Below are 26,886 nucleotides of genomic sequence, written 5' to 3'. Positions count from 1 at the left end.
AGGTTTCATTCTTTAATACCACTAAACCAAGAATTTGAAAAACACAATATTTTAGGTATACATTTTGGTTTCGGGCCATTGGGCCCCTCCTACAGGAGGGGTCTTTTGATTTTTATGGGGTTCAAGGAAACAATCCATCGAAGATGCTAAAAGAATATCAATCATACATTTTGGCACCATCATGGTAGGAACACATTCGTGAGAACACACAGAAACGAGGACTGGATGTTCCATAGCGTTGCCGATACCAAATTAAAATAGGGCATATTTATAGCTTTATAAAAATCTTAGAAATAGCTAATTGCTATGAGCTACTTTCTTATCGGTATTGGTGGCGAAAAAAGAAAATTGGAGTATTGAATGTAAAATAGGAGCTTAAAAATGCCTTCTTTAATTTAAAAAAAAATTTGCATGCACCTTGTTCATCTTCTCTATGGTCAATGGTTTGGATATAAAATCTGATATCTCTGGAATACTGCTTGCCTTTTTTTTATCTTCTGGATTTAGCGATGTTGTCAACATAACAATCACTGTATCGGCTTGCTGTTGTTTTGGTAAGGCTTTATATTCTTCAAGAAATCCCCAACCGTCCATTGCTGGCATGTTTATATCCAAGAATATTAGGTTAGGTTGGGGGTGCTCACCATTAACCTCCGACTTTAAGTAGTTTAGTGCATCAATCCCATTTTCCTTGATTACTATGTTCTCAGCACAATCTGATTGTTTGATAACTAATCTATGTATAAAATTTGTTGCCTCATCATCATCCACCAATAAAATACTTTTTAGTTTTTTTCTCATGATTTAGAATTTTTTAATAGTAAAAATAAACTCGCTTCCACAATTTGGAATAGAGGATACCCTGATTGTTCCTTGATGCAATTCCACAATCTTTTTACAATGTGCCAGTCCAATGCCAGTACCTTCGTATTCTTTTTGTGCGTGAAGACGTTGAAAAATGGAAAATATCTTTTTCTGGTGCTCTTCTGCAATACCAATTCCATTATCCTTTACGGAGAGCTCATAGTATTCTATCTTATCCTTGGCAGTAATTGCAATATGTGGCTTCTCCACATCTTTTCTAAACTTTATGGCGTTATGTATTAAATTTTGAAATAATAGCCTCAATTCTACTTTAAATCCTCGTATTTTAGGAAGCGGCCCAATGTCAAAGCTCGTGCCTGTCTCATCAATCGTTGCATGAAGGTCTACTTGTAAGTCGTTTAACATCTTGTTCACATCAATTTTGATTCTTTCTTTGTTTTGACCTATCCTTGAATAATCCAAAAGCCCTTTGATCAAAAGGCTCATCCGTTTTGAGGCTCGAGATATAAAATGTAGATATTTTTTGCCTTCTTCATCCAATTTCTCTTTGTATTGTTGTTCAAAAAGATCGGTGAAGTTGATTACTGTGCGCAATGGCTCCTGAAGGTCATGTGAGGCGATATAAGTGAACTGTTCAAGTTCCCTGTTTTTATTTTTAATTTCCACAAGGTTCAAATCCATTTGAGCATTCGTCAATTCCAGTTCGTTATTTTTCTTTTTTATTAATAAAAGAAGACGAGCCACAACACATATGACCATTATGGAGAAACTTCGATTTGAAATGACCATCCAAGTTTCGGCCCCTCCCTCTGAGTAGAAATATCCCATCGTTACAAGCAGTGTTGTAAATAATGCAAGAACTAAAGTGATGTATCGTCGCCTTATAAACCATGCAAATAGTATGATTAACACATAAAGGGTGCCCGCCGAAATGCCAAGCGGTAAACTCAGGTCAATAAAAAATATGATCAAGGCAACAGAAAATGCATATCCAGTAAGCCAAAAATCGTTATTTGGATTGCTCACAGTCAAAGTCTGAAATTCCTTGTAAATGCTCAAAGAAGTTATTCCCATGCCTAAAGCCATAAAGCCTAAAGCTGTATGTACGGCCATATTGGTTAATTTACCCCATCCATATGTAACTTCCATATCAATAAGATAACCTACAAAGGCGACGAGGCCCAGCCCAAAAACCATAGATCCTATCACGCCACTTATTTGAACGGCTTTTTGTCCTTTATTGAGTGGCAGGAACATGGCAATCGCGGTCAGGAGGAAGCAAAGTGCGGTGTTAGGGGCCATTCTACCTGGGTGCGATGTTTCCACCGTTATGTGGTGTTCCATCATTAGCTCGTCTATTCCCAGATTAACTCCAATGATATATTCAAATAGCGTCAAAATACCTATTGTCCCAATTATTAAGAATAATAGCTTGCCCAGTATCTTTTTATCCTTTAATACTGAGAGTAGACCAATACCGGCAAGCAGAAATCCCAAGGCCGTATTATACTGCATTGGCACAAACATGGGCAGTACTTGAATAAACTTAACATTGTTCGTGTACCATCCAAACAATACAACTACTCCAAGAATTAGACAGAGCAAGCTAATTGCTAAAACTGTGGTCTTTAATGCAATCGTTTGCTTCATAATCTTTTTTGGTGGTTTGGTTGGTTATAATCATCCATGTCGTCAACTATTCAAGCGCGCATTCAATCTCTATTATAAGTAAGATTTTACTTTAATAATTTACAGCATTATACATAATTTTTGTGCTAAATATACCAATATTTTAACACTATTGTATGTGAAACCAAAATCAATTTAGCATGATTCAATCCAGTTTTCGAAACCTATATTGTATAGTATGCTCAAGTAGTATTTGGAACATCAATATAATAGAATCAGTTACTTATACCATTGTCCCGAAGATGAATACATCAATGCCTAGTGGTGGATTATTATCTAAAAAGGTTGGGAAAATACTTCTGCCAGCTCCAATATTAATTTGTTATAGTCTGATCTTGGATACATTTCAAACTTGGTTGGAACTTTTAGAAGAAACGATTGTTAGTCATGTTATGGTTTTGATAATCTCTAGGGAACCAATTAAAATACCATGACAGGAGGCCCGCATATTGGTAAAAGCAAAAATTGATATTTATCGGAGTTCTGCAACAGCCACGAATGTTTTCCAAGACTTCCTCTTTTTTCTTCTTTTAGTACTATTAGCAGGCGATTTTGTGGAATCAAACTTACTTGAGACTAATTTTACCAGTCAACACTATTTCATGCCACACCAATTACTTCATTGATCGGCTCTTTATCGTCAGCGGTTTATATCTGCATACCTTGGCCATACTTGTAGTGTAAAATCATTACATTGTTGATACTTTAATTAAGTATGTATACTGATGAAAGAAGAAATCCTAAATAGTATGGACACTTTTGGAATCCCCTTGGTAATTATTCTTCTAACCTTTTTGGTGGCGTATTTGGTCGACCTTTTTTTTAAAAGGCTAATACGAAAATCCACGGAAGAAATGAAAAACGACCCAACCAATTATAAATTTTTTAGACATGCGATCAGAGCTATACTATATGTAACAGGCATAAGTATAGCAATATATACGATGCCCTCTTTACGAGTACTTGCAAATTCATTATTGGCGGGTGCTGGAGTATTGGCCGTGGCCGTGGGCTTTGCCTCCCAACATGCTTTAGGAAATATTATAAGTGGTATTTTTATAGTGATTTTTAAACCTTTTAGGGTCAATGACCGCTTAAGCCTTGGAGAGCTTGCCGGAATAGTGGAAGATATCACTTTGCGGCACACGGTCATCAGGGATTTTGAGAATAGGCGAATTATAATCCCAAATTCAAAAATTAGTGATGAAATCATCATAAATGCAGACTTTGGGGATGACAAAATATGCAAATGGATAGAAATAGGAATCGGGTATGATTCTGATATAGAAAAAGCAAAGGAGATAATCAAAAATCAAATTATATGCCATCCTTTAAGTATAGATAATAGAACTCCAAAGGAAACAGCAGAAGGTATGGAGGTTGTCCCTGTCAAGGTAGTTGAACTTGGGGAATCCTCTGTAAATCTAAGAGGATTTGCTTGGGCCAAAAATAGTGCGGATGCCTTTAATATGCAGTGCGACCTATTGGAAAGCATTAAATTGCAATTTGATAAGGAAAATATCGACATTCCATTCCCTCATAGGACATTGGTTTATAAAGACAATCCAACAAAGGAGCGAAAGCAATATGAACAGGCTTAGAAAAAAAATAGGGCTGGCCCCTGGTTCCGTAGTTTTTACCGGCAATAGAAAGGTGGACAAGGTTCTTATCCATTACCTCCAATACGACGCAAACAGTCTATTGGAAAAAGAAATAGATAGCCATTCAAAAAGCGAATTGAACCAATCTCCTATCGATAAGGTCGACTGGTACGATGTACGTGGACTTCATGATACAGAATTGGTCAAATTCTTTGGGAGTAACTATAATATTCATCCCTTGGTATTAGAAGGTATTGTAGATACACATCAACGCCCCAAATTCGAAGAATATGACAAGGGAAATTTTATTACACTTAGAGCACTTAGTTTTGATAAGGACAAGGTCGAAATAAAAAAAGAACATGTTGCAATCTATTTTAATGAAGGTTTTATAATCACTTTTCAGGAGACCGAAAGTGATTTGTTTGAAGCTGTACGTAAGCGTATTACATCTAGCTCGGGAAGAATTAGACAACGTGGAGCTGATTATTTGTCATATGCACTTGTTGATGTCCTAGTCGATTATTACTATGTGGTCTTGGAAGAAATAGAAGAGGTCATGGAGGGTTTGGAAGAAAAAATGTTGGTTGAACTGGATATAAAGGATAAGACCAACATCCACCAACTCAAAAAAGAGTTTCTCATTGTAAGAAAATCAGTTGCTCCGTTACGCGAAGCTATAGCTAGTTTTTCAAAAACAGACAGTAATTTTGTACAGGACAATACCCAGATTTTTATTCGTGACCTATATGAGCACACAGTTCAAATAATGGATACTATCGATTCATCAAGAGATATATTAAACGGTCTTCAAGATTTGTTTATTTCGGAACTGAGCTTTAAGATGAACAAGGTGATGCAACTCCTTACTCTAATTTCAGTCATATTTATACCCTTGACTTTCTTGGCCGGTATTTATGGGATGAATTTTGATAATATTCCAGAACTCCATCACAAACATGGATATCACATACTGCTTGGTGTGATGTTCATTATTTTTGTCGTGCTAATATTTATTTTTAGGCGCAAAAAATGGTTATAGCCAAAATCGGTAAAAGGTAATATACCAACATCATTATAACAAGGGACTAAAAAACTTAGCAATTCTCTCTATGAGCTTCTGCCCAAATGACCGCCTTTTGAATTCCTCATAAGACAGTTTTGATGCATCAGATATTTCTTTTTCAAACGCGATAGCAATTTCTTTAGCAATCTTTTTATCATATATCAAAGCGTTCGTTTCAAAATTATGCTCAAAACTGCGATGATCAAAATTACCCGATCCCACTGATGCAATTTCATCATCGATCATAATGATTTTGCTATGTGAAAAATCTTTACGCAAATAAATATTGATACCAAGTTTTAAGAATTCTTCAAAGTTGCTGAACATACTATACTTTGCTAGGAAGGAATCCGATTTTTTTGGCACCACCAAATTGATTTCGATACCACTTTGGACGGCAATTTTCAAGGCCTGTAATACCGCAATACCGGGCACAAAATATGGGTTAGCAATACAAACTTTCTTTTCGGCCTGATGGATCATGGCAATATACTGCTGCATAATTGCGGGTTGGTCGGAATCTGGCCCACTGGCAACTATTTGCACCGTATGCCCACCCTTTTCATTTTGTTCGGTCCAGTATTCTGGATTAGACAATAGTTCTTCTTTGCTCGCAAAATAATAGTCTTTGCAAAAAATAAGGTGTAGACTATTTACTACCGGACCCTTTAAGCTTAGGTGCAAGTCTTCCCAAATACCTAGGTCAGAAACAGGTTTAATATATTTATCAGACACATTTACCCCACCCGTAAAGCTAACATTCCCATCGATGACGATGATTTTACGGTGGTTTCTGTAATTCAAGGTATACATAAAACTATTAAGCCGTAGAGGCATCATAGGATATGCTTTAACGCCTATATCTCGAAAACGCTTTTTTAGTCTCCCTCGAAAAGAAGAGCTTCCGAAAGAATCATAGATCATTCGTATTTCGACACCTTCAGCAATTTTTTCCTTAAAAAGTGTGTAGAATTTATCCTGTAATTCCCCTTTCTCGAAAATATAATATTGAATATGAATGAACTTTTTTGCAGCTTTTATAGCTGTAAAAATGATATCAAAGGTTTCCTTCCCTGTATGTAAGACCTGTACCTTATTTCCGCTTCTAGCTCGGATACTGGAATTGTTTTGAATTAAAGTAGAGAGTTTCTTTGCTTTGTTGGAATTAAATGTAATAATGGCGCCGTCTTTATCTTTTTGTAAACGTGATTCGTCATACAGTTTTCGCTCTTTGCTTTTTTTTAGATTGTAGAACTTGAACTTTCTGCGATTCATGCCAAAGAGATAGTATATCAAAGCTCCGGCAAAAGGAAAAACAGCCACTACAAAAACCCATCCCAAAGATTTTGAGGGTCTTGTACCATGCATTACTATGCTAAAAAGGCACCATAGTGTAATCGCTAGATAAAAACCGAATAGGATAGTCTTCATATCAACAACAAGATAAACTAAAGTAGCATAATTACGTGCGAACTTACCTTAACTGAAAGCACGTACGTCCATATTAAGTATAAATACTATTGTAAGGAGTAAAGCAATACCCCGGCTTTTTGCTCTCCCTGTAATTTTTATTTCAAAATTTTCCTTTTCATTCTATTTGATTTCAAAACAATTTCATAAAAAACCGGATAGACCCTAGAAGCCACCCGCTTGTTCATATGTTGTTGTAAACCTTACTTATTATCGTCCGTAGCGTCATCGATTTCATCTTCGACCTCTTCAACACCTTCTTCGATTTCTTCAGCAACTTCCTCAACTCCATCTTCTACTTTTTCCTTTGTTCTTTGCTCTCTGCAGCTTGAGGCTGCGATGATGGTCATAAAGGCAAATAATAATGTGTATACCAATTTTTTCATTGTTTTTGTTTTTTAGGATTACTGTGAATTTATAAGGGGGACATTTTTGAACAAAATAATGTGGAGTTGCCATGGATTACCCGTTTTATTGTGGCCGTATCGGACTTTATCAGAGATTTTGGTTGGTGGATGCTACTACTAATAATTGGCTCCTTGCTTTTGCGAAAAGTGCTTTTTGGCAATGATTGGTTCAAAAAAAGGACGGATTATTTTTTGATGAGGGTCCCTTATCTTTGAAATTTTCTTAAGGCTGTCTATTTGGCTCAATTTACCAGGGCGATTAGTTTACTCACTGCTTCAAAAGTCCCTGTATTGAACAGCATAGAACTTGCGGGAAAAATGATAGATTTTTACCCACTGCGTGATGCATTGGATAGTGTAAGCGGTAAAATTCTAAAAGGTGAAAGTTTGAGCAATAGCCTTAAAGGGAACCGAGTATTTAGCAATAAAATGATATCCATGGTCAAAGTGGCGGAAGAAACTAATCAAACGGAATTTATGTTTGAACGGTTAAACCAACAGTACAATATTGAGGTTCAGCAGAAGTCCAAACTTTTGAGCACGCTGTTGGAACCTATGATTATTTTGGTGGTCGGGATTTGTGTTGGCGTAATATTGGTTGCAATGTACTTGCCAATGTTTAAATTGGGTAGTGTTCTTGGGTAAAATGATACTATTTCCAAGGCTTTTTTATTTGGACATGTTTTCTTTTCCTAACGAAAACACATTGATTGAATCCAATAATTGAATAAGGCTTTTTGTTAGTTTTGAGAAGTGATTTCAACTAATCAAATTTAAAATCAATCAAAAATGCTACAATGAAGAATTCTAAATTTTATCTAGCAGCCCTAGTTTTTTCTTTTTTAATAGTAGATGTAGGCGCTCAGCACTTTAATATTCATAACCCAATTACCTTACCAGACAAAAGCCAGCAGTCTATTATTACACAGCGTATTGGGTATACAGACATTACTGTTAACTACCATAGCCCAGGGGCAAGAGGTAGAGTGGTTTGGGGCAAGATGGTTCCATATGGTAAAGTGTGGAGAGCAGGAGCGAATGAGAACACGGTATTCACAATTACAGATGATGTTGAAATTGAAGGACAGAAGTTAGCGGCAGGGAGTTATGGAATTCACTTGCTTCCAGAAGCGAATCAATGGACATTTATTTTTTCAAAAAATCATACTTCTTGGGGAAGTTACTTTTACGAGGAAGATGAAGATGCGCTGCGCGTAACAGTACCAGTCCAGAATACCTCGGAGATGAGGGAGTGGATGAGTTTCGATTTCAAGAAGCGTGATAGGGGTGGAGTTTCCATTGTGTTAAGCTGGGCAGATAAAAGCGCTGAATTAAATTTGACGCTTAATATTAACGAACTTGCTTTAGACAATATCAGAAAGCAATTGCGTTCAGATGCTTATTGGGAATGGTTCAGTTGGTGCCAGGCGGCAGATTACTGTGCAGAATATGAAATTAATACCAAGGAAGCACTTGAATGGGTCAACAAATCTATTCAGTTTCAAGAGAATTTCTCTAATTGGGATGTTAAGGCTAAATTGTTGAAACAATTGGGAGATGCTGCTGCTGCCGAAAAAGCAATAGAAAGAGCTATTGAGGTTGGAAGTGATGTTTATCTGGAGCGATATGGACGAAGACTTCTAAAAGAAAAGAATTACGATAAGGCGGAATACGTGTTTGGACAGGCCATAAAGAAAAATTCGTCCTATTGGCGAGCACATTTTAATAGAGGAAATGCATTAAAGGCGCTCGAAAGAAAAAAGGAAGCTAGAAAAGCCTTTGAACTTGCTCTCAAATATGGTCCAGAGGATAAAAAAGTTCAAATACAAAAAAGTATAGAATCAGTTCAGTAGTTCCAAGGACTATATTTTGTAAACATTGTCCTTTTCGGACATCGTCCTAAAAAACTTGAAATGGGATACTGTCTCTGGTTTTAAGATGTTTGCGATACTGTAAAAAATAGCATTTACAATACAATAAGCACCAACCATGCTGCCAAAGTAAAAGCTATTGGAGCTGTTTATAGTGATGTGGTGATCACTGCATTCAATTAATGGAGAGAGGTCGCTGTCTACTATAGAAATAGTGGTAGCATTCTTCTCTGTTTTAGCCACCCTAAGCGCATTTATGGTTTGATTTTGGCATTTATCCAAACATATACCTATCACAACATCATCTTCTGAAAAATGAGCCATATTCAAAAAAAGCTCTCCATGATATTCAGTACTGGCATGTATTTGAGGAACCGCTGATCGGCAAATTCGCTCCATGTAATTGGCTACTAACCCAATATGCCCCAATCCGATGATGTAGGTTTGTTTTGAATTAATTATGGCATTTGCAATTTTCTCTATTACTTCAAAGTCAATGGTATCATAGGTTTTTTGAAGCATCATGATATCTCCAAGTATAGCATCTTGTGCAACCTTCTGCGGATTGGAGTGGGCTCTAACCTCCTTTATCATTGAACTGAAAATAGAATCTACCCTTGTAAGTTGAACCTCATTCTTTAAAAGTTCCTTCAACTCATAAAAACCATTAAGTCCAATGGCCTTGCACGCTTTAACAATAGTAGCAGGGTTAACACTTAACTTATCTCCAAGTTCTTCCATTCGCATTAACACCACCTTATCAGGGTAATCCAAAGCGTATTGAATTATTAATCGCCTCTTTTTGGAGAGTTTTGATAAGTCTATGTCATTTATTGTTTTCATAAGTCACAAGAAACGAAATATTTAAAAGAACCATGCTTTAATATAACAAAATAAACACTATTAATATTGCTTTTTAACAAATAACAATTTTAATATTGCAATTTTAATTATTTTTCATACATTCATTGTATTGATTCCTATCGCAAGATATTTTCTAAAGATTAAAAGTTTTGGAAACCTTTCAAAACTGACTTGATTATATCAAAAGGGTTAAAATTTTGAAAATCATCAATGTATGTCCAATAATCGATGGAGCAGTAAATTTTCCTTTATCATTACCACCGCTGCGTTTGCAATTGGTTTGGGTAATGTTTGGCGATTTCCATATGTTGCTGGAGAGGGTGGAGGCGCAGCTTTTTTGTTGGTTTATTTTGTTTTAATCCTTCTTATAGGTATTCCCATATTAACTATTGAAATTGCTTTAGGCCGCATGTCCAAAACCACAGTATTACTTGGCTTTGGAAAACTTGGCAAGAAACCTTTTTGGAACAGCATTGGTTGGTTGGGTGCTATTTCATGCATATTAATTATGGGTTTCTATATCATGATTATGGCGTGGATAGGAATATACCTCTGGGAGTGCTTATCTGGTGAAATCTCAAAACTGCCAGTCGCAAGTATTCCTGGTCATTTTGATAAGGTTGCATCAAACTTGTCAACGGTTATTATTGTAATCTTTTCGATTATGCTTGCTGCATTTTTTGTAGTAAGACAAGGCTTAAAATCAGGTTTAGAACGGTATGCCAAGGGTATGATGTTTGGTTTGGTGATTTTAATACTGGGCCTCTCCATTTGGGCCGCCACCTTAGATGGAGCAGTTGAGGGTTATCGTTGGCTTCTATCACCTGATTTTTCTAAAATCAATTTTCAAGTGATTATGAGTGCAATGGGCCAACTTTTCTTTTCGGTTGGCGTGGGCATGGCGGTGACATTTGTTTTTGGCAGTTATACCAGTACTAAAGACAATCTTGTAAGCAGTACAATTTGGATTGTTCTGGCAGATACCTTTTTTGCATTTATTTCAGGACTCATGTTGTTTCCGGCTATTTTTAGTTTCAACCTAAGCCCAGATTCAGGACCTAATCTAATTTTTGTTACAATGGCTACGGTATTCAATAAATTAGAATATGGTTGGATTATAGGGACTGTATTTTTTCTGTTATTGTTTTTGGCAGGATTTTCTTCACTTATCTCTGCGATACAAGGTTTAAAAGATAGCTTTAAGGACAGGTACAAATTATCAGAGAATATGGCCTTGCTATCTGTAATAGGAAGTATTGTGGTAGTTTCTATAGCGGCGGTTTTTTCTTATTCTAATAATCCATTTCTACTATTTGATAAAACGGTCTTTGAGATATTGGATTATGTCACCAGTACAATACTATTGCCTTTAGGGGGATTGCTTACTGTACTTTTTGCTGGACATATAGTTGGATACAAGAAACTCAGAATTCACTTGTTGGAAGGAACTAAAACGATGAGACTACAGGGTTTTTGGAAGATTGTTTTGATTTGGATATTGCCTTTATCGCTCATAACTATTTTACTCAATGGACTATTAAATACCTAAATACAATGATAGAAAAGAACATTCAAAATAGGCTTAACAATACCATTTCAATCCTTGGTGATTTGGTTGCGTTTTCTGTTTTGGGTGGTGAAAGTAATTTGTCAATAGCGGAATACATCTCAACGACATTACAAAATAATAATATAGACTATCATCAAGTATTTAATTCATCAGAAGATAAGGTAAGTATTCATTGTCGCATTGGACCAGAAGTGGATGGCGGTATTATTTTATCTGGACATATGGACGTTGTTCCCACCAAAGGGCAACGGTGGTCAAAACCAGATTTTAAACTAACACAGGAAGACCACAAGCTTTATGCAAGAGGCACTTCAGATATGAAAGGTTTTTTGGCCTGCTGCCTTGCCATGGTTCCACATCTTAAAGAATTAAAGTTAAAGAAACCGATCTATTTAGCCTTCTCCTATGATGAAGAGGTTGGCTGTTTGGCTAGTGAACAACTGGTTTCATCAATTAAATCAGCATACAAAGAACAACCCAGCTTTGCTGTTATTGGAGAACCATCATTAATGCAAACCGTGAATGGGGAAAAAGGAGCTGCATTTTTTAAAACAACAGTTTATAGCTCAGCAGCGCATAGCTCCGAGGTTAGAAAAAGTATAAGTGCTATTGAGGAAGCCACATATTTGATTCAGTGGTTATTGGGAAAGATGGATGATTTTATTGAACAACAGGATTTTGACAACCGGTTTGAGCCACCATATTCAACTATTCACGTAGGTACTATTAATGGAGGGTCTGCTGTAAATATAGTTGCAGACCAATGTGAGTTTGCTTGGGATGTTAGAAACATTCCGTCAGATTGCATTCAAGAAATTCTTGATTCTTTCAAAGAATTTTGTAAAAAGAAGATAGCCGAAAAGCAAGAGACAGTTCCCAATTTTAAAATAAAAACAAGCAAACAATTTTCAATTGTGCCCAGTCTGGATACTTCAGAAAATTCAGAAATAGTTAGAATGGTTAATTCTTTTAACGGAAATGAATCCACGAGTGCGGTGTCATTTGCCTCTGAAGCGGGATTTTTTTCAAAAGCTGGTTTTGAAACAGTGGTATGTGGTCCAGGAAGTATGGATCAAGGGCACAGAGCGGATGAATTTATTGAGGTTAACGAATTAAAGAAGTGTCTTTCTTTTTTGGAACGATTGTCAGATTGGGCCAAAACAGGTAACGAAGCAAATATGAGCTATGAAAAAATATGATATTCTAGTTATTGGAGGAGGAATATATGGTATTACCGCAGCGGTAGAATTGGCCCAGAGGAAATACAGTGTTGGCTTGATTAACCCTGATACCATACCACATCATATGGCAGCATCAACAGATGTTACAAAAGCGGTTAGAATGGAGTACGGATCTGATAAAGAATATTTTAAAATGGTAGAAATGTCCATTGAAAAATGGCATTCTTGGAATGATTTTTTTGATGAAAAACTGTATCATGAAGTTGGATTTTTAATGCTTTGCAAAGACAGTATTGAAAGTGAAAAACACACTTTTGAAAAACATAGTTACCAAAACTTGTTAGAAGCAGGTTACGCCTCAGATCGTTTAGATGCTAAAGGGATATCTGAACGTTTTCCAGCGGTAAATACCGCGGAATATATAGATGCAAACTTTAATAGCAAGGCTGGCTATGCTGATTCTGCTTTGACGGTTCAAAAATTAGCTGATTATGCGCGATCATTAGGTGTTGTGATACATGAAGGACAAACGGCTGCTAGTTTTGAAGTTAATAATGGAAGGTTGACTGCGGTAAATACAAAGGAAGGAGAAACTTTCCAATGTGGTCACGCACTGGTCGCAGCTGGAGCACATACACCAATTTTGCTCCCAGAATTGCAACCCTTTATGAAGTCCACGGGGCATCCAGTATTTTGGCTTAGACCTAAAAATCCTGCCAATTTTATTCCGCCACGTTTCTCGGTATTTACCGCGGACATTTCAAACTCTGGCTGGTACGGCTTCCCGTTTTTAGAGAAACAGGGCATAGTGAAGATTGCAAAACATTCCAATGGTACTCCCGTTCATCCAGAAAATGATGATAGACAGGTTACGGATGCCGAGGTTGCGGATATGAGGTCTTTTGTAAAAATGACATTCCCAGAATTGGAACATGCGCCCTTGGTTTTTACACGTAGGTGTTTGTACATAGATACTTTGGATGGACATTTTTGGATAGATAACCACCCAGATATAAAAGGATTGTCTGTGAGCACGGGAGGAAGTGGGCACGGACTTAAAATGGCACCTCTTTTAGGTGCAATGGCCGCAGATATGATTGAAGGAAAGTCCCATATGTTTTCTGAAAGATACAGATGGAGGCATTTGTCCAGCGATACATCACAAGTGGAAGAAGCCAGATATGTAATTAACAGAAAACTTTAGGGTAACATGAAAGCAAGCAAAATAATACACAAGTTCATGGCGGCCTACAACGAAAGGAATCTGGAAAAATTCATATCGTTTATGCATCCAGAGTTTAAATCATACCTATATGAATCACAAGACTGTTTGTGCTCAGGTATTGCAGATGCAAGAAAAGTATATGGCAAGAGGTTTAGTGAAAACAAGGACCTTTTTGTGATTACATTAAATAGAATAGTTAATGACAATGTAGTTGTGGAATCACAATTTATTGAAGGTTTTGATCAAGGCAAAACAATACATGCCATTGCAATTTTTGAATTACAAAATAACAAAGTAAAACGAGCATCTTTTGTGAGAAGAGAGGTCCGGATTACTGAAAATATTTCAGTGTTATAACAAGTTAAAAATGGGGATATGGAAAAGGATAGGTATCGCAACAAAGAAATTTTACTGGGAGATTTAAGAGAGGGTGTTATGCCAGCTTTCACTCATGTTTTTAACTGTTATTTTAATGAATTGAACAGCTATATCTCGGTAATATGTGGGAATCAGGTAATGGCCCAAGAGATTGTACAGCAAACCTTTGTTAAATTTTGGGACAAGCGTAAAAACTTGATTATAAAGGATAACATTAAGCGATACCTTTTTAAAATGGCTTATAACCTTTACAAAGATTTACAAAAACAGAGTGTAAAAGAGCTTGCCCTTATACAAGAGTTGCAATATGCTGCAATAGCTGGTATTATTGAAAAGGATCCGGAAGACACAGAGCGGAGAATGCAGCTATTAAATCAAGAAATTGATAAACTGCCCAAAAAATGTAAAACTGTATTTCTGCTTGCAAAAAAAGAAGGTTTGGCATACAAGGAAATCGCCGAAAGACTCAATATTTCAATAAAAACCGTTGAAGTGCATATGTCTAAAGCAATGCTTCGACTAAAGAGCACGCTTCACTAGAACCAGTTTTTTCGTTTAGCGTTTTTTTCCGATTAGCGTTTTTTTCCGATTTATTTAAGATTTTTTAGAAAAAAGTAAGGGTTTCCTACTTTTTTTAAGTCTACTCTAAGGAAAACGCTGAATAACCAATGAATAGCAAAGTAGATATCATCATTTCAAATTTTCTTGATGATGAAGCATCGGAAGCAGAAAAAGCTTTTTTAATTGAGTGGATAAAGGATTCTGAAAACAGGGCCTATTTTGAAGACTTTATTAAAACAGAGATTTGGGTTAAGTATAATTTTAATTCATCAGATGTTGAGAAGCAGCTTTCAATGTTATCCATTGTCACAAGGTCAAAAAGAAAGAAAGCGAACTTAAACCTCTTAAAATACGCTACCCTTTTTCTTGTGATTCTTACCTCTGTGGCATTTGTGTACTTTTCCAGCGGTCAACCGGATTCTCAGGTAATAGACCAACAAACCATTTCACTTGAAATAAACAACGGTTCTTCAAAGTATTTTTCTCTTGAAAATTATTCAGATTTTACTTTAAAGGATAAAACAATAGCACTTAAAAGTAATGGACTACTAGAGTATTCACCCAATAATAAACAAGGAAAGAGGTCAAACACTATTGAATATCATACCATTAATGTGCCTTATGGAAAAACGTTTAAAGTTCATTTTGCTGATGGTTCGCAAGTGCATATGAATTCTGGTTCAAAATTGACGTATCCTAAAAACTTTGATGGATTTGATTTAAGAGAGGTAACCCTTGTTGGTGAGGCCTATTTTAAGGTAGCCAAGGCAAGTGTTCCTTTTCAAGTGAATGTAGCAGGCTTGTCAACCCGTGTATTGGGCACAGAATTCAATGTTTCGGCATATAAAGACGAGATTTTCAAAGAAGTAATTCTTGTAGAAGGTTCGGTTCAAGTGTTTCAAAATTATGAGGACAAAAGTACCTCAGCACTAAAACTTATGACCCCCAATCAAAGAGCAGTTGCAAAAAATGCTGACACCGATTTGATTATTGAAAATGTAGATGTGGCAAATCATATTGCTTGGATGAATGGTATTCTAGTATTTGAAAATGAGAATCTGCGAGGGATTATCAAAAAACTGGAGAGAAGGTTCAATATTGACATTAAGAACAATTACGAAATACTTGACGAAATGAGATACAGCGGAAGGTTTAAAAACGAAAACATAGACGAGATACTTAAGACCATGCAAGCGCATACCAACTTTTCATACGCAATGAAAGGAAACACCCTGAAAATTGATAAACCGAACTAAACTAAAGCCAATGAATTAAAAATGAACAATTCAAAATTAATGCTAACTAAAATTTAACTTAGATGAAAAATTATTTAATAACTCCCAAGACCAACTGGCTAGTCAAGATATGTTTCCTTTGTATAGCTATGCTTTGTTTTGCTCATGTAGAAGCTGCTACATGTGAACAAAATGATAAGGTTACCGCAAGTTTTGAAAATATTGAATTAAAAAAGGTCTTTGAAAAAATAGCTCAAACCAATGGCTATAATTTCTTCTATGAGGCTACTGAAATCAATATTGACAAAAGAGTTTCGATAACTGTGACAAATACTTGTATTGATGAATTTTTACAAGAACTATTTTCTGATTTGGATTTGAATCATCAAATCGTAGCAAAACAGATTGTTATTAAGCCCAAAAAGGATGTAATCAAAAAAGAAAAAATCCCGAATAAATCCATTGAAAAGCAGCAAGCCACAATTACAGGTACAGTTTTGGACGACAACGGTGTTCCATTACTTGGTGCTACAATTGCTGTTAAGGGTACCAATGTTGGAACCATTACCGATTTTGATGGGAAATTTGAACTTTCCGTACCAGAAGGAGGTACAACCTTAACGATATCCTATATTGGTTTTAGGTCAAAAGAAGTTGAAATCGGGTCTAATACTACCTTCACCATTAATTTGGACCCAGATGCAGCCGAATTGGATGAGGTGATTGTGGTGGGATATGGTACATTGGCAAAAAAGAGGGTAACAGGATCTGTTATCTCAATTGCCTCTGAAACAATTGTTGAAGTACCTGCATTATCACCTGAGGCCGCAATAATTGGTCAAGTTGCTGGTGTGCAAGTACAAGAAGTATCCGGGGAACCAGGAGCTGCACCAAACATTAGAGTTAGGGGTTCAGGATCTATTTCGGCGGGTAACGACCCATTATTTGTTATTGATGGTATTCCTATATCCAGAAATCTTACAACTTCGACAATAGGAGGCGTATCCAGAAGACGCGCCGCTTTTCAACCGCCACCGGTAAACCCGTTGGCCACATTAAATCCAAATGATATTGAGTCCATACAAGTTCTTAAAGATGCCTCTGCAGCAGCAATTTATGGCTCACGTGGTGGAAATGGTGTTCTTTTGATAACAACTAAAAAAGGGTCTGCAACAGAGAAAGGAAGATTTTCTTTCGATTCTTGGTTTAGGGTTGAAAATGTAGCAAACAAGATTGATTTAATGAATGCCCAAGAGCTTATTGATTTTACAACGGATGCTAGAAACAACAATTACCTTTCTTCAGTTGATGGAGCATCTATTAACGATCCTATTGGTGATGGAGAGAGAGGCGATACCAATTTTGAATTACCGGAATCGTTCATTAATTGGGACGGTACGGATACAGATTGGCAAGATGTAATTTTTCAAACGGGGATAACGCAGAGTTATAATTTTTCCTATGCTTCTCCCGTACAGAACAAAACAAGCTTTTTTGCTTCTGCGAGTTATTTCAGTCAAGAAGGGATTTTGGATAAATCCGAATTTGACAGATATAATATGATGTTGAATTTGAACTCACAATTAACTGATAAACTGAACTTAGATTTAAGAGTTGCTCCAACGATAACTGAAAATCAAAGAGTTCCTGCTTCGGCGCCATATTTTGCACGCCCTCCAGGTATTGTTTATTCTGCAATTGTTCATTCCCCTACCGTAGCTCCTTTTAATCCAGATGGTACGGTCAACCAGCTGAATAACCAGTCGTATTTGGGCGGCGGTACCACAACGGCAAGTAATCCGTTGGCCATTTTAAATGCTATTGATGATGAAATATTCCAATTTCAAACTAGAGCTTCATTGGCATTGTCATATGATATTTTACCAGAGCTTACATTTAGAACATTTGGAGGAACATATATAAACTTGTTCAATCAAGATTTCTTTAGGGGAAATACACTTTTATACAGAAATGCGAGTGAAGGTGAATCGTATGCCCAAGCAACATCTTCAACCGAGACGAACTGGGTTTGGGAAAACACCTTGAACTGGGAAAAAGAGTTTGGTGATCACTTCTTTAATGCAGTTTTAGGATATACCGCTCAGAGAGATAACATTACCATAAAGGAAGTGTTAGCAGATAATTTCCCAGACGATTTAGTCACTACGATTAGTGGAGGTCAGGTATTTGCGGGTAATTCCATTCAAGAACAATGGACGCTTGCTTCCGCACTGTTCAGAATGAATTACAGCTATAAGGACAAATACTTGTTTACAGGTACGATTCGTTCAGATAAGTCTTCGCGTTTTGGTTCTAATAACCAAACGGGTTATTTTCCATCGTTTTCTGCAGGATGGCGTTTAAATGAGGAAGATATTTTTAATTCCATAGAAGCCATTTCTGAACTTAAACTTAGATTTAGCTGGGGAGAAACAGGGAATTTTGAAATACCTAATTATGGTGCAATAGGCCTACTTTCTCCAGACAACTACAATTTAGGTGGTAATGAAATAAATGGTTTGGTCCAATCCACAATTCCCAATCCTGAATTGACTTGGGAAAAATCGCAACAAACGAACATTGGACTAGAACTGGGCTTGTTTGACAATAGAGTTTTCTTGTTGGCGGATTACTACAATACCAAAACTTCAGACTTATTATTGAATGTTAGTATTTCAGGAGTATCCGGTTTTCAGACGACTCTTCAGAATCTAGGTGAAGTTGAAAACAGTGGTTTTGAGATTGCTTTGAGAACAAAGAACTTTGTTGGAGATTTTACTTGGGATACTGATTTTAACCTTTCCACTAATAAAAATGAAGTAATATCATTAAATGAAAATAATGAGCCCATCTTCTCTGCAGGTAGTGCAGGGGTAAGGCATGTTACAAGAGTAGGAGATCCAATCGGAAGTTATTTTGGTTATGTAGTTGACGGCATTTATCAAACTCAAGCAGAAATTGATGCTGCTCCAGTTGACACACAAGCACCAGATGCTTCTCCAGGAGATTTTAGATTTAGGGATGTGGATGGAGATGGTGAAATAACCCCAGATGACAGAACGGTTACCGGTAGTTATTTTCCTGATTTTACTTGGGGAATCAACAACAGGTTTACGTTTAAAGGATTGGATTTCAGCTTTCTTATTCAAGGAGTAGAGGGAAATGAAATCTTGAACCTGACTTCTAGACACCTGAAAAATGGAGAGGCAAACTTTAATTCATACGCTGTTTTTAATGATAGATGGCGTTCTGCTTCAGATCCAGGAAATGGAAGTATTCCAAGAGCCGATAGACAAACCGGAAACCATGGTAACAATAACAGACCTTCTTCGTTTCAAGTAGAGGATGGCTCTTTTATTCGATTACGAAATGTTACCTTAGGATATTCATTACCTACAGATAAACTTTTTGGGAATAGTATCAACAGATTAAGGTTTTACGTTACTGGAACCAATTTGTTTACGATTACAGATTACTTAGGGTATAACCCAGAAGTCAGTAATATTTCTAACAATAGTTTAACCCCAGGGGAAGATTATGGAGCTTATCCGTTGACCAAATCCATTACAATGGGTGTCAATCTGACCTTTTAATTTAAAACTGTAAAAGATGAAAAAAATAATCATAATACTAATAACGCTGTGTATTACATCAGCTTGTAGTGAGGACTTTACGGAATTAGCACCAATTTCAAATCGAAATGAAGCTGACTTCTTCAACACAGCCAATGATTTTGTTGCATCACTTAACGCAAGTTATGCTGGACTGCAAGAGCCAGGGGTTTACGGAAGAGCTTATTGGACCATGTTTGAAATGCGCTCCGATAACACAGACCAAGGACCAGATGCTACTGGTTTAGCAAGACAATTTACCGAAATCAATGCATTTACAGAAGATCCTTTAAATGAGCAGGTAGACATAGCATGGAGTGGCTCTTATAGGGTAATTGCCAATTGCAATGTTATTTTGGATAGAATAGACCCGATAGATATTGAAGCTAGTTTAAAGAATAGAATCATAGGAGAAGCAATTTTCCTTAGATCTTTAATGTACTATCATTTGGCCGTTGCCTTTGGTAACATTCCATTGCAACTAACCCCGTTTGTACCTGGTGATGAATTGGTTCAAGTAGATGCAAATACAATTTATGCACAATTGGTCACAGATTTAGCCATTGCGGAAGCGAATCTTCCAATATCTTATCCAGCAAGTGATGTTGGAAGAGCGACCAAAGGAGCAGCTGCAACCCTATTGGCAAAGGTATTGTTGACCATAGGACAGGACTCAGATGCTGAAACCGTTTTGCGTAGAATAATCAATGACTACAATTATTCATTGGTGCCAAATTATGCGGATTTATGGGGTGCATCAAATGAAAACAATGTTGAATCTATTTTTGAAGTGCAGTTCATAAGCGGAGGTATTGGCCAAGGAAGTGCTTTTACCAATGATTTTTCTCCAAGTTCAGATTTGCAAACAGGTCAGGGTTTTGGAAGAAATAGGCCCACTGCAACTTTGGAAAATGCTTATGAGGTAGGTGACTTAAGATTTGAACCCTCCATGGGAACCGAATGGATCAATGTGGATGCAGAAGTAGTGGTACAGAATTACGTTAGAAAATATGAAAGCGACCCACCAACTGAAAATGATTCAGATGTAAACTTCGTTGTCTTCAGATATGCTGATGTATTGTTGATGCTTGCAGAAGCATTAGGTGAATCAACAGAGAGTTACGACCTAATAAATCAAGTTCGGGCAAGAGCAGGATTAGGAGCTATAGATGGAACTACGCCAGGTTCTTTTGAAGATAAACTTCTTGATGAAAGACAATTGGAATTGGCATTTGAAAACCATCGTTGGCCAGATTTAAAAAGATTTGGAGTTGTTGCTGAAAAGCTATTGGAAGCCGAATCAGATGTTATTGAGGCAGGCGACATCAGAAATCTGTTTTTTATTCCACAAAGAGAATTGGACATTAATCCTAGTTTCGATCAGAATGATAATTAATTTTAAGTTTATTATTTGAGTTTGTTTAGTTATCCCCAATACCAAATTTTACCTGCTTATGCTTTCATATGGTAATACATTGATTTGAAAATTATGAACTCAGATAAATAAATTGTACTGTCAATTATCAGTTTAAAACCCTTAAATAAAGAACTATATAATGAAAAATATCTTATTAATTATTTGCATGTGCGTTGGATTTATGGTCCAAGCACAGGAGAAAAAAGTATTGAATATTATTGCTATTGGAGCCCATCCTGATGACTGTGATTCCAAGTTTGGCGGTACAGCGGCCCTATTCGCTAAAATGGGACATAATGTAAAGTTCGTAGCCTTGACCAACGGGGATGCTGGACATCAAAGTATGGGTGGAGGTGTTCTTGGAAAACGTAGACGCGCTGAGGCCAAAAAAGCTGCGGAAATTTTAGGAATTGAGTATGACGTATTAGATAACCATGATGCAGAATTAATTCCAACTTTAAATGTTAGGCATCAGGTAATCAGAAAAATTCGAGAATGGGATGCAGATATTGTTTTGGGTCTACGCCCCAACGATTACCACCCTGATCATAGAAATGCTGGAATAGCGGTTCAAGATGCCGCATATTTGGTGATAGTGCCCAATGTAACACCAGATACGCCACCTTTAAAAAAGAATCCTGTCTTTATCTATATGAAAGATAATTTTCAAAAACCATATCCATTTTCAAAAGATATCGCAGTGGTTGTAGATGAGGTAATTGATACAAAGGTTAGAGCTTTGGCTGCTCATGACTCTCAGATGTTCGAATGGTTGCCATGGGTAAGTGGTGCGGATATGAGTCAAGTTCCTTCGGGAGAAGCCGAACGAATTAATTGGCTAAAACAAAGGTGGGCAAGAGAAAAAACTTGGGATGCTACGGAAGCTAGCGCCATAAAAAAATGGTACCCAAATATGAATACAGCCAATGCTAAACATGTAGAGTTTTTTGAAATATGTGAATATGGAAAACAACCAACTGATGAGGAAATAAAGCAACTCTTTCCTATGCTTGGCAAAAAGTAAACTGCAACCTGATAAACCAATAAACCAATGGCTAGCGAAAAAACGACCTCAAAAAGATATTACCATATAATAGCTTTGGTGATGCTGATATTCTTTGTAATATCTTTTATAACCAACATACTGAATTCGATAATTGTTGATGTAAAGAATAGTTTTGACCTTAGTCTAACATTGACCGGATTATTGCCTTTTGCTTTCTTTATTGCGTATGGCGTAATGTCTATTCCCGCAGGGTTTTTATCCGAAAAGTATAGCGATAAGACCTTATTGTCATGGTCATTTTTATTTATGGCTTTGGCTTCCATGGGGTTTGCTTTCTTTCCTAGTTATGTTGTATTCAGTATTACACTGTTTGCCCTAGGTTCATGTATGGCAGTTTTGCAAGTCATTATAAACCCAATGCTTAGGGTTGCCGGAGGAGAGGAACATTTTGCGTTCAACTCTGTTCTGGCCCAGCTGGTGTTTGGTTTGGCTTCGTTTCTGAGTCCTTTTTTATATAAATATGTAGTTGATACAGATTCGAATGAATTTGGAATGGCTGGTTATATAAGAGATTTGGTTCCTGAAAATCTACCATGGGTAGGGTTATATATGATCTTTTCTGTAATTGCTGTTGTATTATTGGCTGTTGTGTTTCTTACTCGATACCCAAAATATGAAAAGAATGAAGATGAGGTAGCTGGTGATACAAGCTCGTATTTCAGCCTTTTAAAGAATAAATGGACAGTTCTGTTTTTTCTGGGAATCTTTTGTTATGTAGGAACGGAGCAGGGTGTAGGGAATTGGATTTCTCAATTTCTTTATCAATATCATGGTTTGGATGCTCAGACAGTTGGCGCCGATACGGTGGCCTATTTTTGGGCTATGCTAACCGTAGGTTGTTTACTTGGATTATTGTTGTTAAAAATTATGGATAGTAGAAAACTCTTAATAGGAGCTACTGCTATTACCATGGTATTCTTGGTTCTAGCCCTTACAGGAAGCGATAAAGTTGCTCTTTTTGCATTTCCGGCAATAGGTTTCTTTATATCAGTTATGTGGTCTGTTATTTTTTCTCTTGCACTTAATTCTGTAAAAGAAAATCATGGTTCGCTTTCAGGAATCTTATGCACTGGCATAGCAGGAGGAGCGATTATTCCATTTTTGGTTGGAGCATTGGGTGAAGTTTCAAGCCTTAAAATAGGCATGTTCTTTTTACTGATTCCTTTAGCTTTTGTACTATCTATAGGTTTCTGGGCAAAACCCTTAGTGAACAACAAAACCATTCAATTAAAAAATAAGCCAAGTAATTAGCTAGGGGTATGGAGGTTCTTGGGGTAGATATAGGCGGTACCAACATCAACGCGGGCATTGTTAAAGAAGGGGCGATTACCGGTCAGTCTTTTGTGTCTGTAAATGCAGAGGATTCTGAGAAGCAAACACTGGAACTTTTGTTCAATTGCATTGATGGATTGATTACCAATAACACCAAAGCTATAGGCGTAGGTGTACCGGCCATAGTTGATTCTTTAAAAGGAATTGTATATGATGTACAGAATATACCTGCATGGAAAGAAGTTCATTTGAAAACCATCCTAGAAAATAGATACAGCATTCCTGTATACATAAACAATGATGCCAATTGCTTTGCAATGGGAGAAAAGTTATATGGAACAGGAAAAGATTTTCAAAATTTTATTGGACTCTCTATAGGCACTGGACTGGGCATGGGAATAATCATCAACAATGAAATTTACAATGGAGTTCTATCAGGAGCTGGAGAGATAGGAATGATAGCGTATAAAGACAGCATTTTGGAACAGTATACAAGCAGCTTTTTTTTCACTGATAATTATGGGCTGAACGCAAAAGAGATTCATGATAGGGCATTACAAGGTGATGATTTGGCATTAACTGCTTTCGCAGAATTTGGCACACACTTGGGAGAGGCAATTAATACGATTTTATACCTATTTGCCCCCGAAGCTATTATCCTTGGAGGATCAATACGCAAAGCGTATTCTTTTTTTAAGCAATCTATGGATCAAAAGATAAATTTATTTGCCTATCCAGAGCAGATAAAAAATTTAAAAATAGAAACATCAGAGTTGGCAGAATCTGCCATTTTGGGAGCCGCAAGTTTATGCTTTCAAAAATTAGAGGTAACAATACAAGAATAATTATTCTGAAACACTGTAGTCCCATTTGGGAATACAGTGCCAAATAAAAAATATAAAAAATGAAGAACACATTACTGGTATTATTGATTTGCATGGGTCTAAAAACCTTTGCTATTGAAACCAAAGAGCTCAATATTACCATTGAAAACAATGTGGAAGGAGCCCCTATTACCATTGGCATTCCGTTTCCAAAAGGAGAACTATATTCTGTAGGGAATGTTAGGTTATTGAACTCCAAAGGAAAAGAAATAGCTTGTCAGACAACAGAAGTGACTTCATGGGAGCCAGCAGATGAAAGCATTAAATGGATATGGGTATTCTTCTTTTCTGAAGTAGCTCCTGATTATATTCTGGAATACGGAGAAGGTGTTGAACCGATGAGGTCTAAAGAAAGGATAGTTTCTACAAACAACATGAGACCTAGGGGTGGTATAAAGGTAAATACAGGACCATTGTCCTTTTCCATAAATAAGCAGGGAAATGGATTTCTAGATGAAGTTTATCTTGATTCTGATCAAAATGGCAAGTTTGATGAAAATGAACTGATAGCTTCTGCTCCTGAAAATAAAAGAGGAACCTTTCTGGATATTTTGGACGATTCGGGTATTGATGCATCAAAAGCAATCATAAATGAAGTTTTTAGAGAAAAAGGTTCTGGTCCCATGCATATGATTTTTAGAGTAGAAGGAACCTACGTGTATGGGAGAGAGGATAATAATCTGTCGCCATTTACCATTAGGTTGCACACTTATGCTGGAAAAACATATGTAAAGGTTTTGCATACGATGACATACACCGGTGTTCCTGATAAACATAAAAAACAGGATGGAGAACATGCAAATATTGCCACCCAGAATAAGAAAATAATATCAGAAGACACCTCAAATGATCCTGGATGGACACAACCAAATGATCAGATAGCGGCTTGTGGGCTTCAGCTTAAATATCATCTTGGTGATGAGGCAGAGATTTCTTTACCGCTTTATACTGGAAATTGGGATTCTAAATCCTTAGAAGAAGAAGTTAAGAAAATCGACTTTGATGGGAATAAAAAGATAAGTCTTTTACAAAAAGGCCCTGAAAGAAATAATGGGCAGAGCTTGAGAAGTTTATATACGAGTAAATCCAAAAATGGAGAAAGTGACAACATGCTAACAGGTGATAAATCTATATTTAAAGCAGTTGTAACAAAAGGCAAAAAAGTGGTAAATGAAACACAAAGGGCAAAAGGTTGGATTGATGTTTCTGATGGTAAAAAAGGAGTAAGTATTGGAATCAAAAATTTTTTAAAGGAATATCCTAAAGGAATTGAAGTTGATCCCAGTTCTAAAATGCTCTTGGGAAATATTTGGCCTCTAGAAAATGGACCTATGAGTTTTGCTCGTGATAACACAGAGTCAGACGGTGGAATGTTAGACAATTTTGCTCAAGGAATCACTAAAACCACGGAATTTCTCTACTATTTTCATGATAATCAATCTGAGAAAATTATAAATCAAAAAATGGACTACGTACTCAATAGTCCAATAGCTCATGCAACTCCGGAATGGTATTCAAATTCTAAGGTGTATGGCAATATGGCGCCATTTTCAGATAAGTATCCTCAATTTGAAAACGCTTTGCAGTACAAATACGACTGGTGGTCATTTAACCAAAACAATGAGCCGTGGTATGGGATGTTTGATTATGGCGACGGGAAAACATATTTCTACAATAAAAAATGGTTTCAATGGACAAACAATGAGCCCACAATTGATTTTATGTTATGGACCAATTTTATGAGAACTGGCAATGCAAAATACTTCCATATGGCACAGGCCATGAGCAGACATACCATGGATGTGGATAATGTACATTGGCCCAAAAAAAGAAATTATTTAGGACAGATAAATGATGCTATAGATTTTTGGGATTATAGAGAGGAACCAGAATCAACGCCCTATTTAGGTATTGGCAGAAGACATGCCAACGAACATTGGTATGCTTTGCTTAGCGCCCATGTTTGGATTCAAGGGTGGATCGCGTCATATTATATTAGTGGTGATCACCGAGCTTTGGAGGTTGCTAAAATGACAGGCGATACTTATCTAAAACGTATATGGGGAGAACACGATTTAAGAGGTAGAAGATTGTATTTGTCGGTACTAAATCTTGTTGAATTATATGATGCTACCAAACTTACTAAGTATAAAAAAGAGTTGGATGAAAGAGTTGGATTAATGCTTCAGTTGCAAGAAGAACAGGGAGGAAATTTACTATTGGATAGATATGGATATAGTCAAACATATGTTGCGCAAGGCTTGTACAAATACTATCAGATTACCGGTAAAAAAGAGATAAAGAAAGCGCTGCTGAATCATGCCTATTGGATAAGGGATGTACCCCCATTGAACCACGAAATGGAGTCTTACTTGGCTACTATTTATCCTTTGTTAATTGGTTATGAGTTCAGCGGACATAAAGCATTTTTTGAAGAAGCAATAATACGTGCTGAACTACTTGAAGTGGGAAGATTGCCTAAAAACAGCGATGAGTACAACACCGTGGATTCATATAATGAGGCATTACTAAAAGTGTCTAATCTTCCAAAAAGTGCTGGACGCTTTACCAATTGGGAAATTAACCAAGGTCTTCGAGTTTTTGGATGGACGCATGCCTACAACATTCCATATTTAATTTATTGGCTTGATAATGAGAATACAAAAAAGACGAAATAGAAACAATACTTATTG

General features: G+C 36.7%; 21 protein-coding genes and 1 pseudogene. 17 read left to right on the top strand and 5 right to left on the bottom strand.

The window, feature by feature from the left end:
- Window positions 1–390 precede the first annotated feature (390 nt).
- Together FVB32_RS15980 and FVB32_RS15975 are read right to left on the bottom strand one after the other, a co-directional pair.
- Complete coding sequence (locus FVB32_RS15980; RefSeq protein ID WP_147744829.1) at window positions 391–801, bottom strand: response regulator; 411 nt, start codon at window positions 799–801, stop codon at window positions 391–393.
- A gap of 3 nt (window positions 802–804) precedes the next feature.
- Window positions 805–2,475 (bottom strand): sensor histidine kinase, encoded by a 1,671-nt coding sequence (locus FVB32_RS15975; RefSeq protein ID WP_147744828.1) that lies wholly within the window; start codon window positions 2,473–2,475, stop codon window positions 805–807.
- Between the two features lie 764 nt (window positions 2,476–3,239).
- Here FVB32_RS15975 and FVB32_RS15970 point away from each other — a divergent pair.
- Complete coding sequence (locus FVB32_RS15970) at window positions 3,240–4,115, top strand: mechanosensitive ion channel family protein (protein ID WP_147744827.1); 876 nt, start codon at window positions 3,240–3,242, stop codon at window positions 4,113–4,115.
- A complete protein-coding gene (gene corA / locus FVB32_RS15965; RefSeq protein ID WP_187269600.1) occupies window positions 4,102–5,157 on the top strand; it encodes a magnesium/cobalt transporter CorA in 1,056 nt (351 codons plus the stop codon). Before FVB32_RS15970 ends, corA begins: the two co-directional genes overlap by 14 nt.
- A gap of 33 nt (window positions 5,158–5,190) precedes the next feature.
- Here corA and cls read toward each other — a convergent pair whose 3' ends face one another.
- Both cls and FVB32_RS15955 read right to left on the bottom strand, forming a co-directional pair.
- The gene (gene cls / locus FVB32_RS15960; RefSeq protein WP_147744825.1) at window positions 5,191–6,612 is read right to left on the bottom strand and encodes a cardiolipin synthase; all 1,422 of its coding nucleotides are present in this window, start codon (window positions 6,610–6,612) and stop codon (window positions 5,191–5,193) included.
- A 242-nt stretch (window positions 6,613–6,854) separates the two neighbouring features.
- Window positions 6,855–7,037 carry a hypothetical protein gene (locus tag FVB32_RS15955; RefSeq protein ID WP_147744824.1) on the bottom strand — a complete coding sequence of 61 codons (183 nt, stop codon included), beginning with the start codon at window positions 7,035–7,037 and terminating at the stop codon, window positions 6,855–6,857.
- Window positions 7,038–7,295: 258 nt separating this feature from the next.
- Between FVB32_RS15955 and FVB32_RS15950 the strand changes: the two genes are divergently transcribed.
- Both FVB32_RS15950 and FVB32_RS15945 read left to right on the top strand, forming a co-directional pair.
- Window positions 7,296–7,703: a type II secretion system F family protein gene (locus tag FVB32_RS15950; RefSeq protein ID WP_262712988.1), complete on the top strand. Its 408-nt coding sequence runs from the start codon at window positions 7,296–7,298 to the stop codon at window positions 7,701–7,703.
- A gap of 152 nt (window positions 7,704–7,855) precedes the next feature.
- Window positions 7,856–8,911, top strand: coding sequence for a DUF2911 domain-containing protein (locus FVB32_RS15945; protein ID WP_147744823.1), 1,056 nt, complete (start codon window positions 7,856–7,858; stop codon window positions 8,909–8,911).
- Window positions 8,912–8,920: 9 nt separating this feature from the next.
- On the opposite strand, the gene FVB32_RS15940 is transcribed toward FVB32_RS15945, so the two are convergent.
- Window positions 8,921–9,772, bottom strand: coding sequence for a MurR/RpiR family transcriptional regulator (locus FVB32_RS15940; protein WP_147744822.1), 852 nt, complete (start codon window positions 9,770–9,772; stop codon window positions 8,921–8,923).
- 235 nt (window positions 9,773–10,007) lie between these two features.
- Between FVB32_RS15940 and FVB32_RS15935 the strand changes: the two genes are divergently transcribed.
- The 13 genes and pseudogenes from FVB32_RS15935 to FVB32_RS15880 all read left to right on the top strand — a co-directional run bounded on the left by FVB32_RS15935 (window position 10,008) and on the right by FVB32_RS15880 (window position 26,871).
- A complete protein-coding gene (locus tag FVB32_RS15935) occupies window positions 10,008–11,342 on the top strand; it encodes a sodium-dependent transporter (RefSeq protein WP_147744821.1) in 1,335 nt (444 codons plus the stop codon).
- Window positions 11,343–11,347: 5 nt separating this feature from the next.
- Window positions 11,348–12,562, top strand: coding sequence for an acetylornithine deacetylase (gene argE, locus FVB32_RS15930; RefSeq protein ID WP_147744820.1), 1,215 nt, complete (start codon window positions 11,348–11,350; stop codon window positions 12,560–12,562).
- The gene (locus FVB32_RS15925) at window positions 12,549–13,748 is read left to right on the top strand and encodes an NAD(P)/FAD-dependent oxidoreductase (RefSeq protein ID WP_147744819.1); all 1,200 of its coding nucleotides are present in this window, start codon (window positions 12,549–12,551) and stop codon (window positions 13,746–13,748) included. Before argE ends, FVB32_RS15925 begins: the two co-directional genes overlap by 14 nt.
- Window positions 13,749–13,754: 6 nt before the next feature.
- Window positions 13,755–14,126, top strand: coding sequence for a nuclear transport factor 2 family protein (locus FVB32_RS15920; RefSeq protein WP_147744818.1), 372 nt, complete (start codon window positions 13,755–13,757; stop codon window positions 14,124–14,126).
- An 18-nt stretch (window positions 14,127–14,144) separates the two neighbouring features.
- Window positions 14,145–14,687: an RNA polymerase sigma factor gene (locus FVB32_RS15915; RefSeq protein ID WP_147744817.1), complete on the top strand. Its 543-nt coding sequence runs from the start codon at window positions 14,145–14,147 to the stop codon at window positions 14,685–14,687.
- Window positions 14,688–14,815: 128 nt separating this feature from the next.
- Window positions 14,816–15,964, top strand: coding sequence for a FecR family protein (locus FVB32_RS15910; RefSeq protein WP_147744816.1), 1,149 nt, complete (start codon window positions 14,816–14,818; stop codon window positions 15,962–15,964).
- Window positions 15,965–16,026: 62 nt separating this feature from the next.
- Window positions 16,027–19,536, top strand: a complete 3,510-nt coding sequence (locus FVB32_RS15905) for a TonB-dependent receptor (protein ID WP_147744815.1) — start codon at window positions 16,027–16,029, stop codon at window positions 19,534–19,536.
- A 16-nt stretch (window positions 19,537–19,552) separates the two neighbouring features.
- On the top strand, window positions 19,553–20,950 hold the full coding sequence (locus tag FVB32_RS15900) for a RagB/SusD family nutrient uptake outer membrane protein (RefSeq protein ID WP_147744814.1): 1,398 nt from the start codon (window positions 19,553–19,555) through the stop codon (window positions 20,948–20,950).
- 160 nt (window positions 20,951–21,110) lie between these two features.
- Window positions 21,111–21,995: a PIG-L deacetylase family protein gene (locus tag FVB32_RS15895; protein WP_187269599.1), complete on the top strand. Its 885-nt coding sequence runs from the start codon at window positions 21,111–21,113 to the stop codon at window positions 21,993–21,995.
- Window positions 21,996–22,022: 27 nt separating this feature from the next.
- Window positions 22,023–23,288: an MFS transporter gene (locus tag FVB32_RS15890; RefSeq protein ID WP_147744812.1), complete on the top strand. Its 1,266-nt coding sequence runs from the start codon at window positions 22,023–22,025 to the stop codon at window positions 23,286–23,288.
- Window positions 23,289–23,296: 8 nt separating this feature from the next.
- Complete coding sequence (locus tag FVB32_RS15885) at window positions 23,297–24,154, top strand: ROK family protein (RefSeq protein ID WP_147744811.1); 858 nt, start codon at window positions 23,297–23,299, stop codon at window positions 24,152–24,154.
- 59 nt (window positions 24,155–24,213) lie between these two features.
- Window positions 24,214–24,951: pseudogene (locus FVB32_RS18065) on the top strand (exo-rhamnogalacturonan lyase family protein); the annotation flags it as partial.
- Window positions 24,940–26,871 carry an exo-rhamnogalacturonan lyase family protein gene (locus FVB32_RS15880; RefSeq protein WP_394348888.1) on the top strand — a complete coding sequence of 644 codons (1,932 nt, stop codon included), beginning with the start codon at window positions 24,940–24,942 and terminating at the stop codon, window positions 26,869–26,871. The pseudogene FVB32_RS18065 and the gene FVB32_RS15880, both read left to right, overlap by 12 nt.
- Window positions 26,872–26,886: the final 15 nt, after the last annotated feature.

Source organism: Flagellimonas hymeniacidonis (genome assembly GCF_008040165.1).
In the GTDB taxonomy this organism is placed as follows: Bacteria; Bacteroidota; Bacteroidia; order Flavobacteriales; family Flavobacteriaceae; genus Flagellimonas; species Flagellimonas hymeniacidonis.
Note: the sequence above shows the minus strand (reverse complement) of the source record. Positions and strands in the feature narration are given on the sequence as shown.

What these genes read in the sequence shown, in the direction of transcription:
- FVB32_RS15980 (WP_147744829.1), bottom strand. Translation starts at nt 801, where the DNA reads ATGAGAAAAAAACTAAAAAGTATTTTATTGGTGGATGATGATGAGGCA.
- FVB32_RS15975 (WP_147744828.1), bottom strand. Translation starts at nt 2,475, where the DNA reads ATGAAGCAAACGATTGCATTAAAGACCACAGTTTTAGCAATTAGCTTG.
- corA (WP_187269600.1), top strand. Translation starts at nt 4,102, where the DNA reads ATGAACAGGCTTAGAAAAAAAATAGGGCTGGCCCCTGGTTCCGTAGTT.
- FVB32_RS15970 (WP_147744827.1), top strand. Translation starts at nt 3,240, where the DNA reads ATGAAAGAAGAAATCCTAAATAGTATGGACACTTTTGGAATCCCCTTG.
- FVB32_RS15925 (WP_147744819.1), top strand. Translation starts at nt 12,549, where the DNA reads ATGAAAAAATATGATATTCTAGTTATTGGAGGAGGAATATATGGTATT.
- FVB32_RS15900 (WP_147744814.1), top strand. Translation starts at nt 19,553, where the DNA reads ATGAAAAAAATAATCATAATACTAATAACGCTGTGTATTACATCAGCT.
- FVB32_RS15940 (WP_147744822.1), bottom strand. Translation starts at nt 9,772, where the DNA reads ATGAAAACAATAAATGACATAGACTTATCAAAACTCTCCAAAAAGAGG.
- FVB32_RS15880 (WP_394348888.1), top strand. Translation starts at nt 24,940, where the DNA reads ATGACATACACCGGTGTTCCTGATAAACATAAAAAACAGGATGGAGAA.
- FVB32_RS15945 (WP_147744823.1), top strand. Translation starts at nt 7,856, where the DNA reads ATGAAGAATTCTAAATTTTATCTAGCAGCCCTAGTTTTTTCTTTTTTA.
- FVB32_RS15915 (WP_147744817.1), top strand. Translation starts at nt 14,145, where the DNA reads ATGGAAAAGGATAGGTATCGCAACAAAGAAATTTTACTGGGAGATTTA.
- FVB32_RS15935 (WP_147744821.1), top strand. Translation starts at nt 10,008, where the DNA reads ATGTCCAATAATCGATGGAGCAGTAAATTTTCCTTTATCATTACCACC.
- FVB32_RS15895 (WP_187269599.1), top strand. Translation starts at nt 21,111, where the DNA reads ATGAAAAATATCTTATTAATTATTTGCATGTGCGTTGGATTTATGGTC.
- FVB32_RS15920 (WP_147744818.1), top strand. Translation starts at nt 13,755, where the DNA reads ATGAAAGCAAGCAAAATAATACACAAGTTCATGGCGGCCTACAACGAA.
- FVB32_RS15890 (WP_147744812.1), top strand. Translation starts at nt 22,023, where the DNA reads ATGGCTAGCGAAAAAACGACCTCAAAAAGATATTACCATATAATAGCT.
- FVB32_RS15905 (WP_147744815.1), top strand. Translation starts at nt 16,027, where the DNA reads ATGAAAAATTATTTAATAACTCCCAAGACCAACTGGCTAGTCAAGATA.
- FVB32_RS15910 (WP_147744816.1), top strand. Translation starts at nt 14,816, where the DNA reads ATGAATAGCAAAGTAGATATCATCATTTCAAATTTTCTTGATGATGAA.
- cls (WP_147744825.1), bottom strand. Translation starts at nt 6,612, where the DNA reads ATGAAGACTATCCTATTCGGTTTTTATCTAGCGATTACACTATGGTGC.
- FVB32_RS15955 (WP_147744824.1), bottom strand. Translation starts at nt 7,037, where the DNA reads ATGAAAAAATTGGTATACACATTATTATTTGCCTTTATGACCATCATC.
- argE (WP_147744820.1), top strand. Translation starts at nt 11,348, where the DNA reads ATGATAGAAAAGAACATTCAAAATAGGCTTAACAATACCATTTCAATC.
- FVB32_RS15885 (WP_147744811.1), top strand. Translation starts at nt 23,297, where the DNA reads ATGGAGGTTCTTGGGGTAGATATAGGCGGTACCAACATCAACGCGGGC.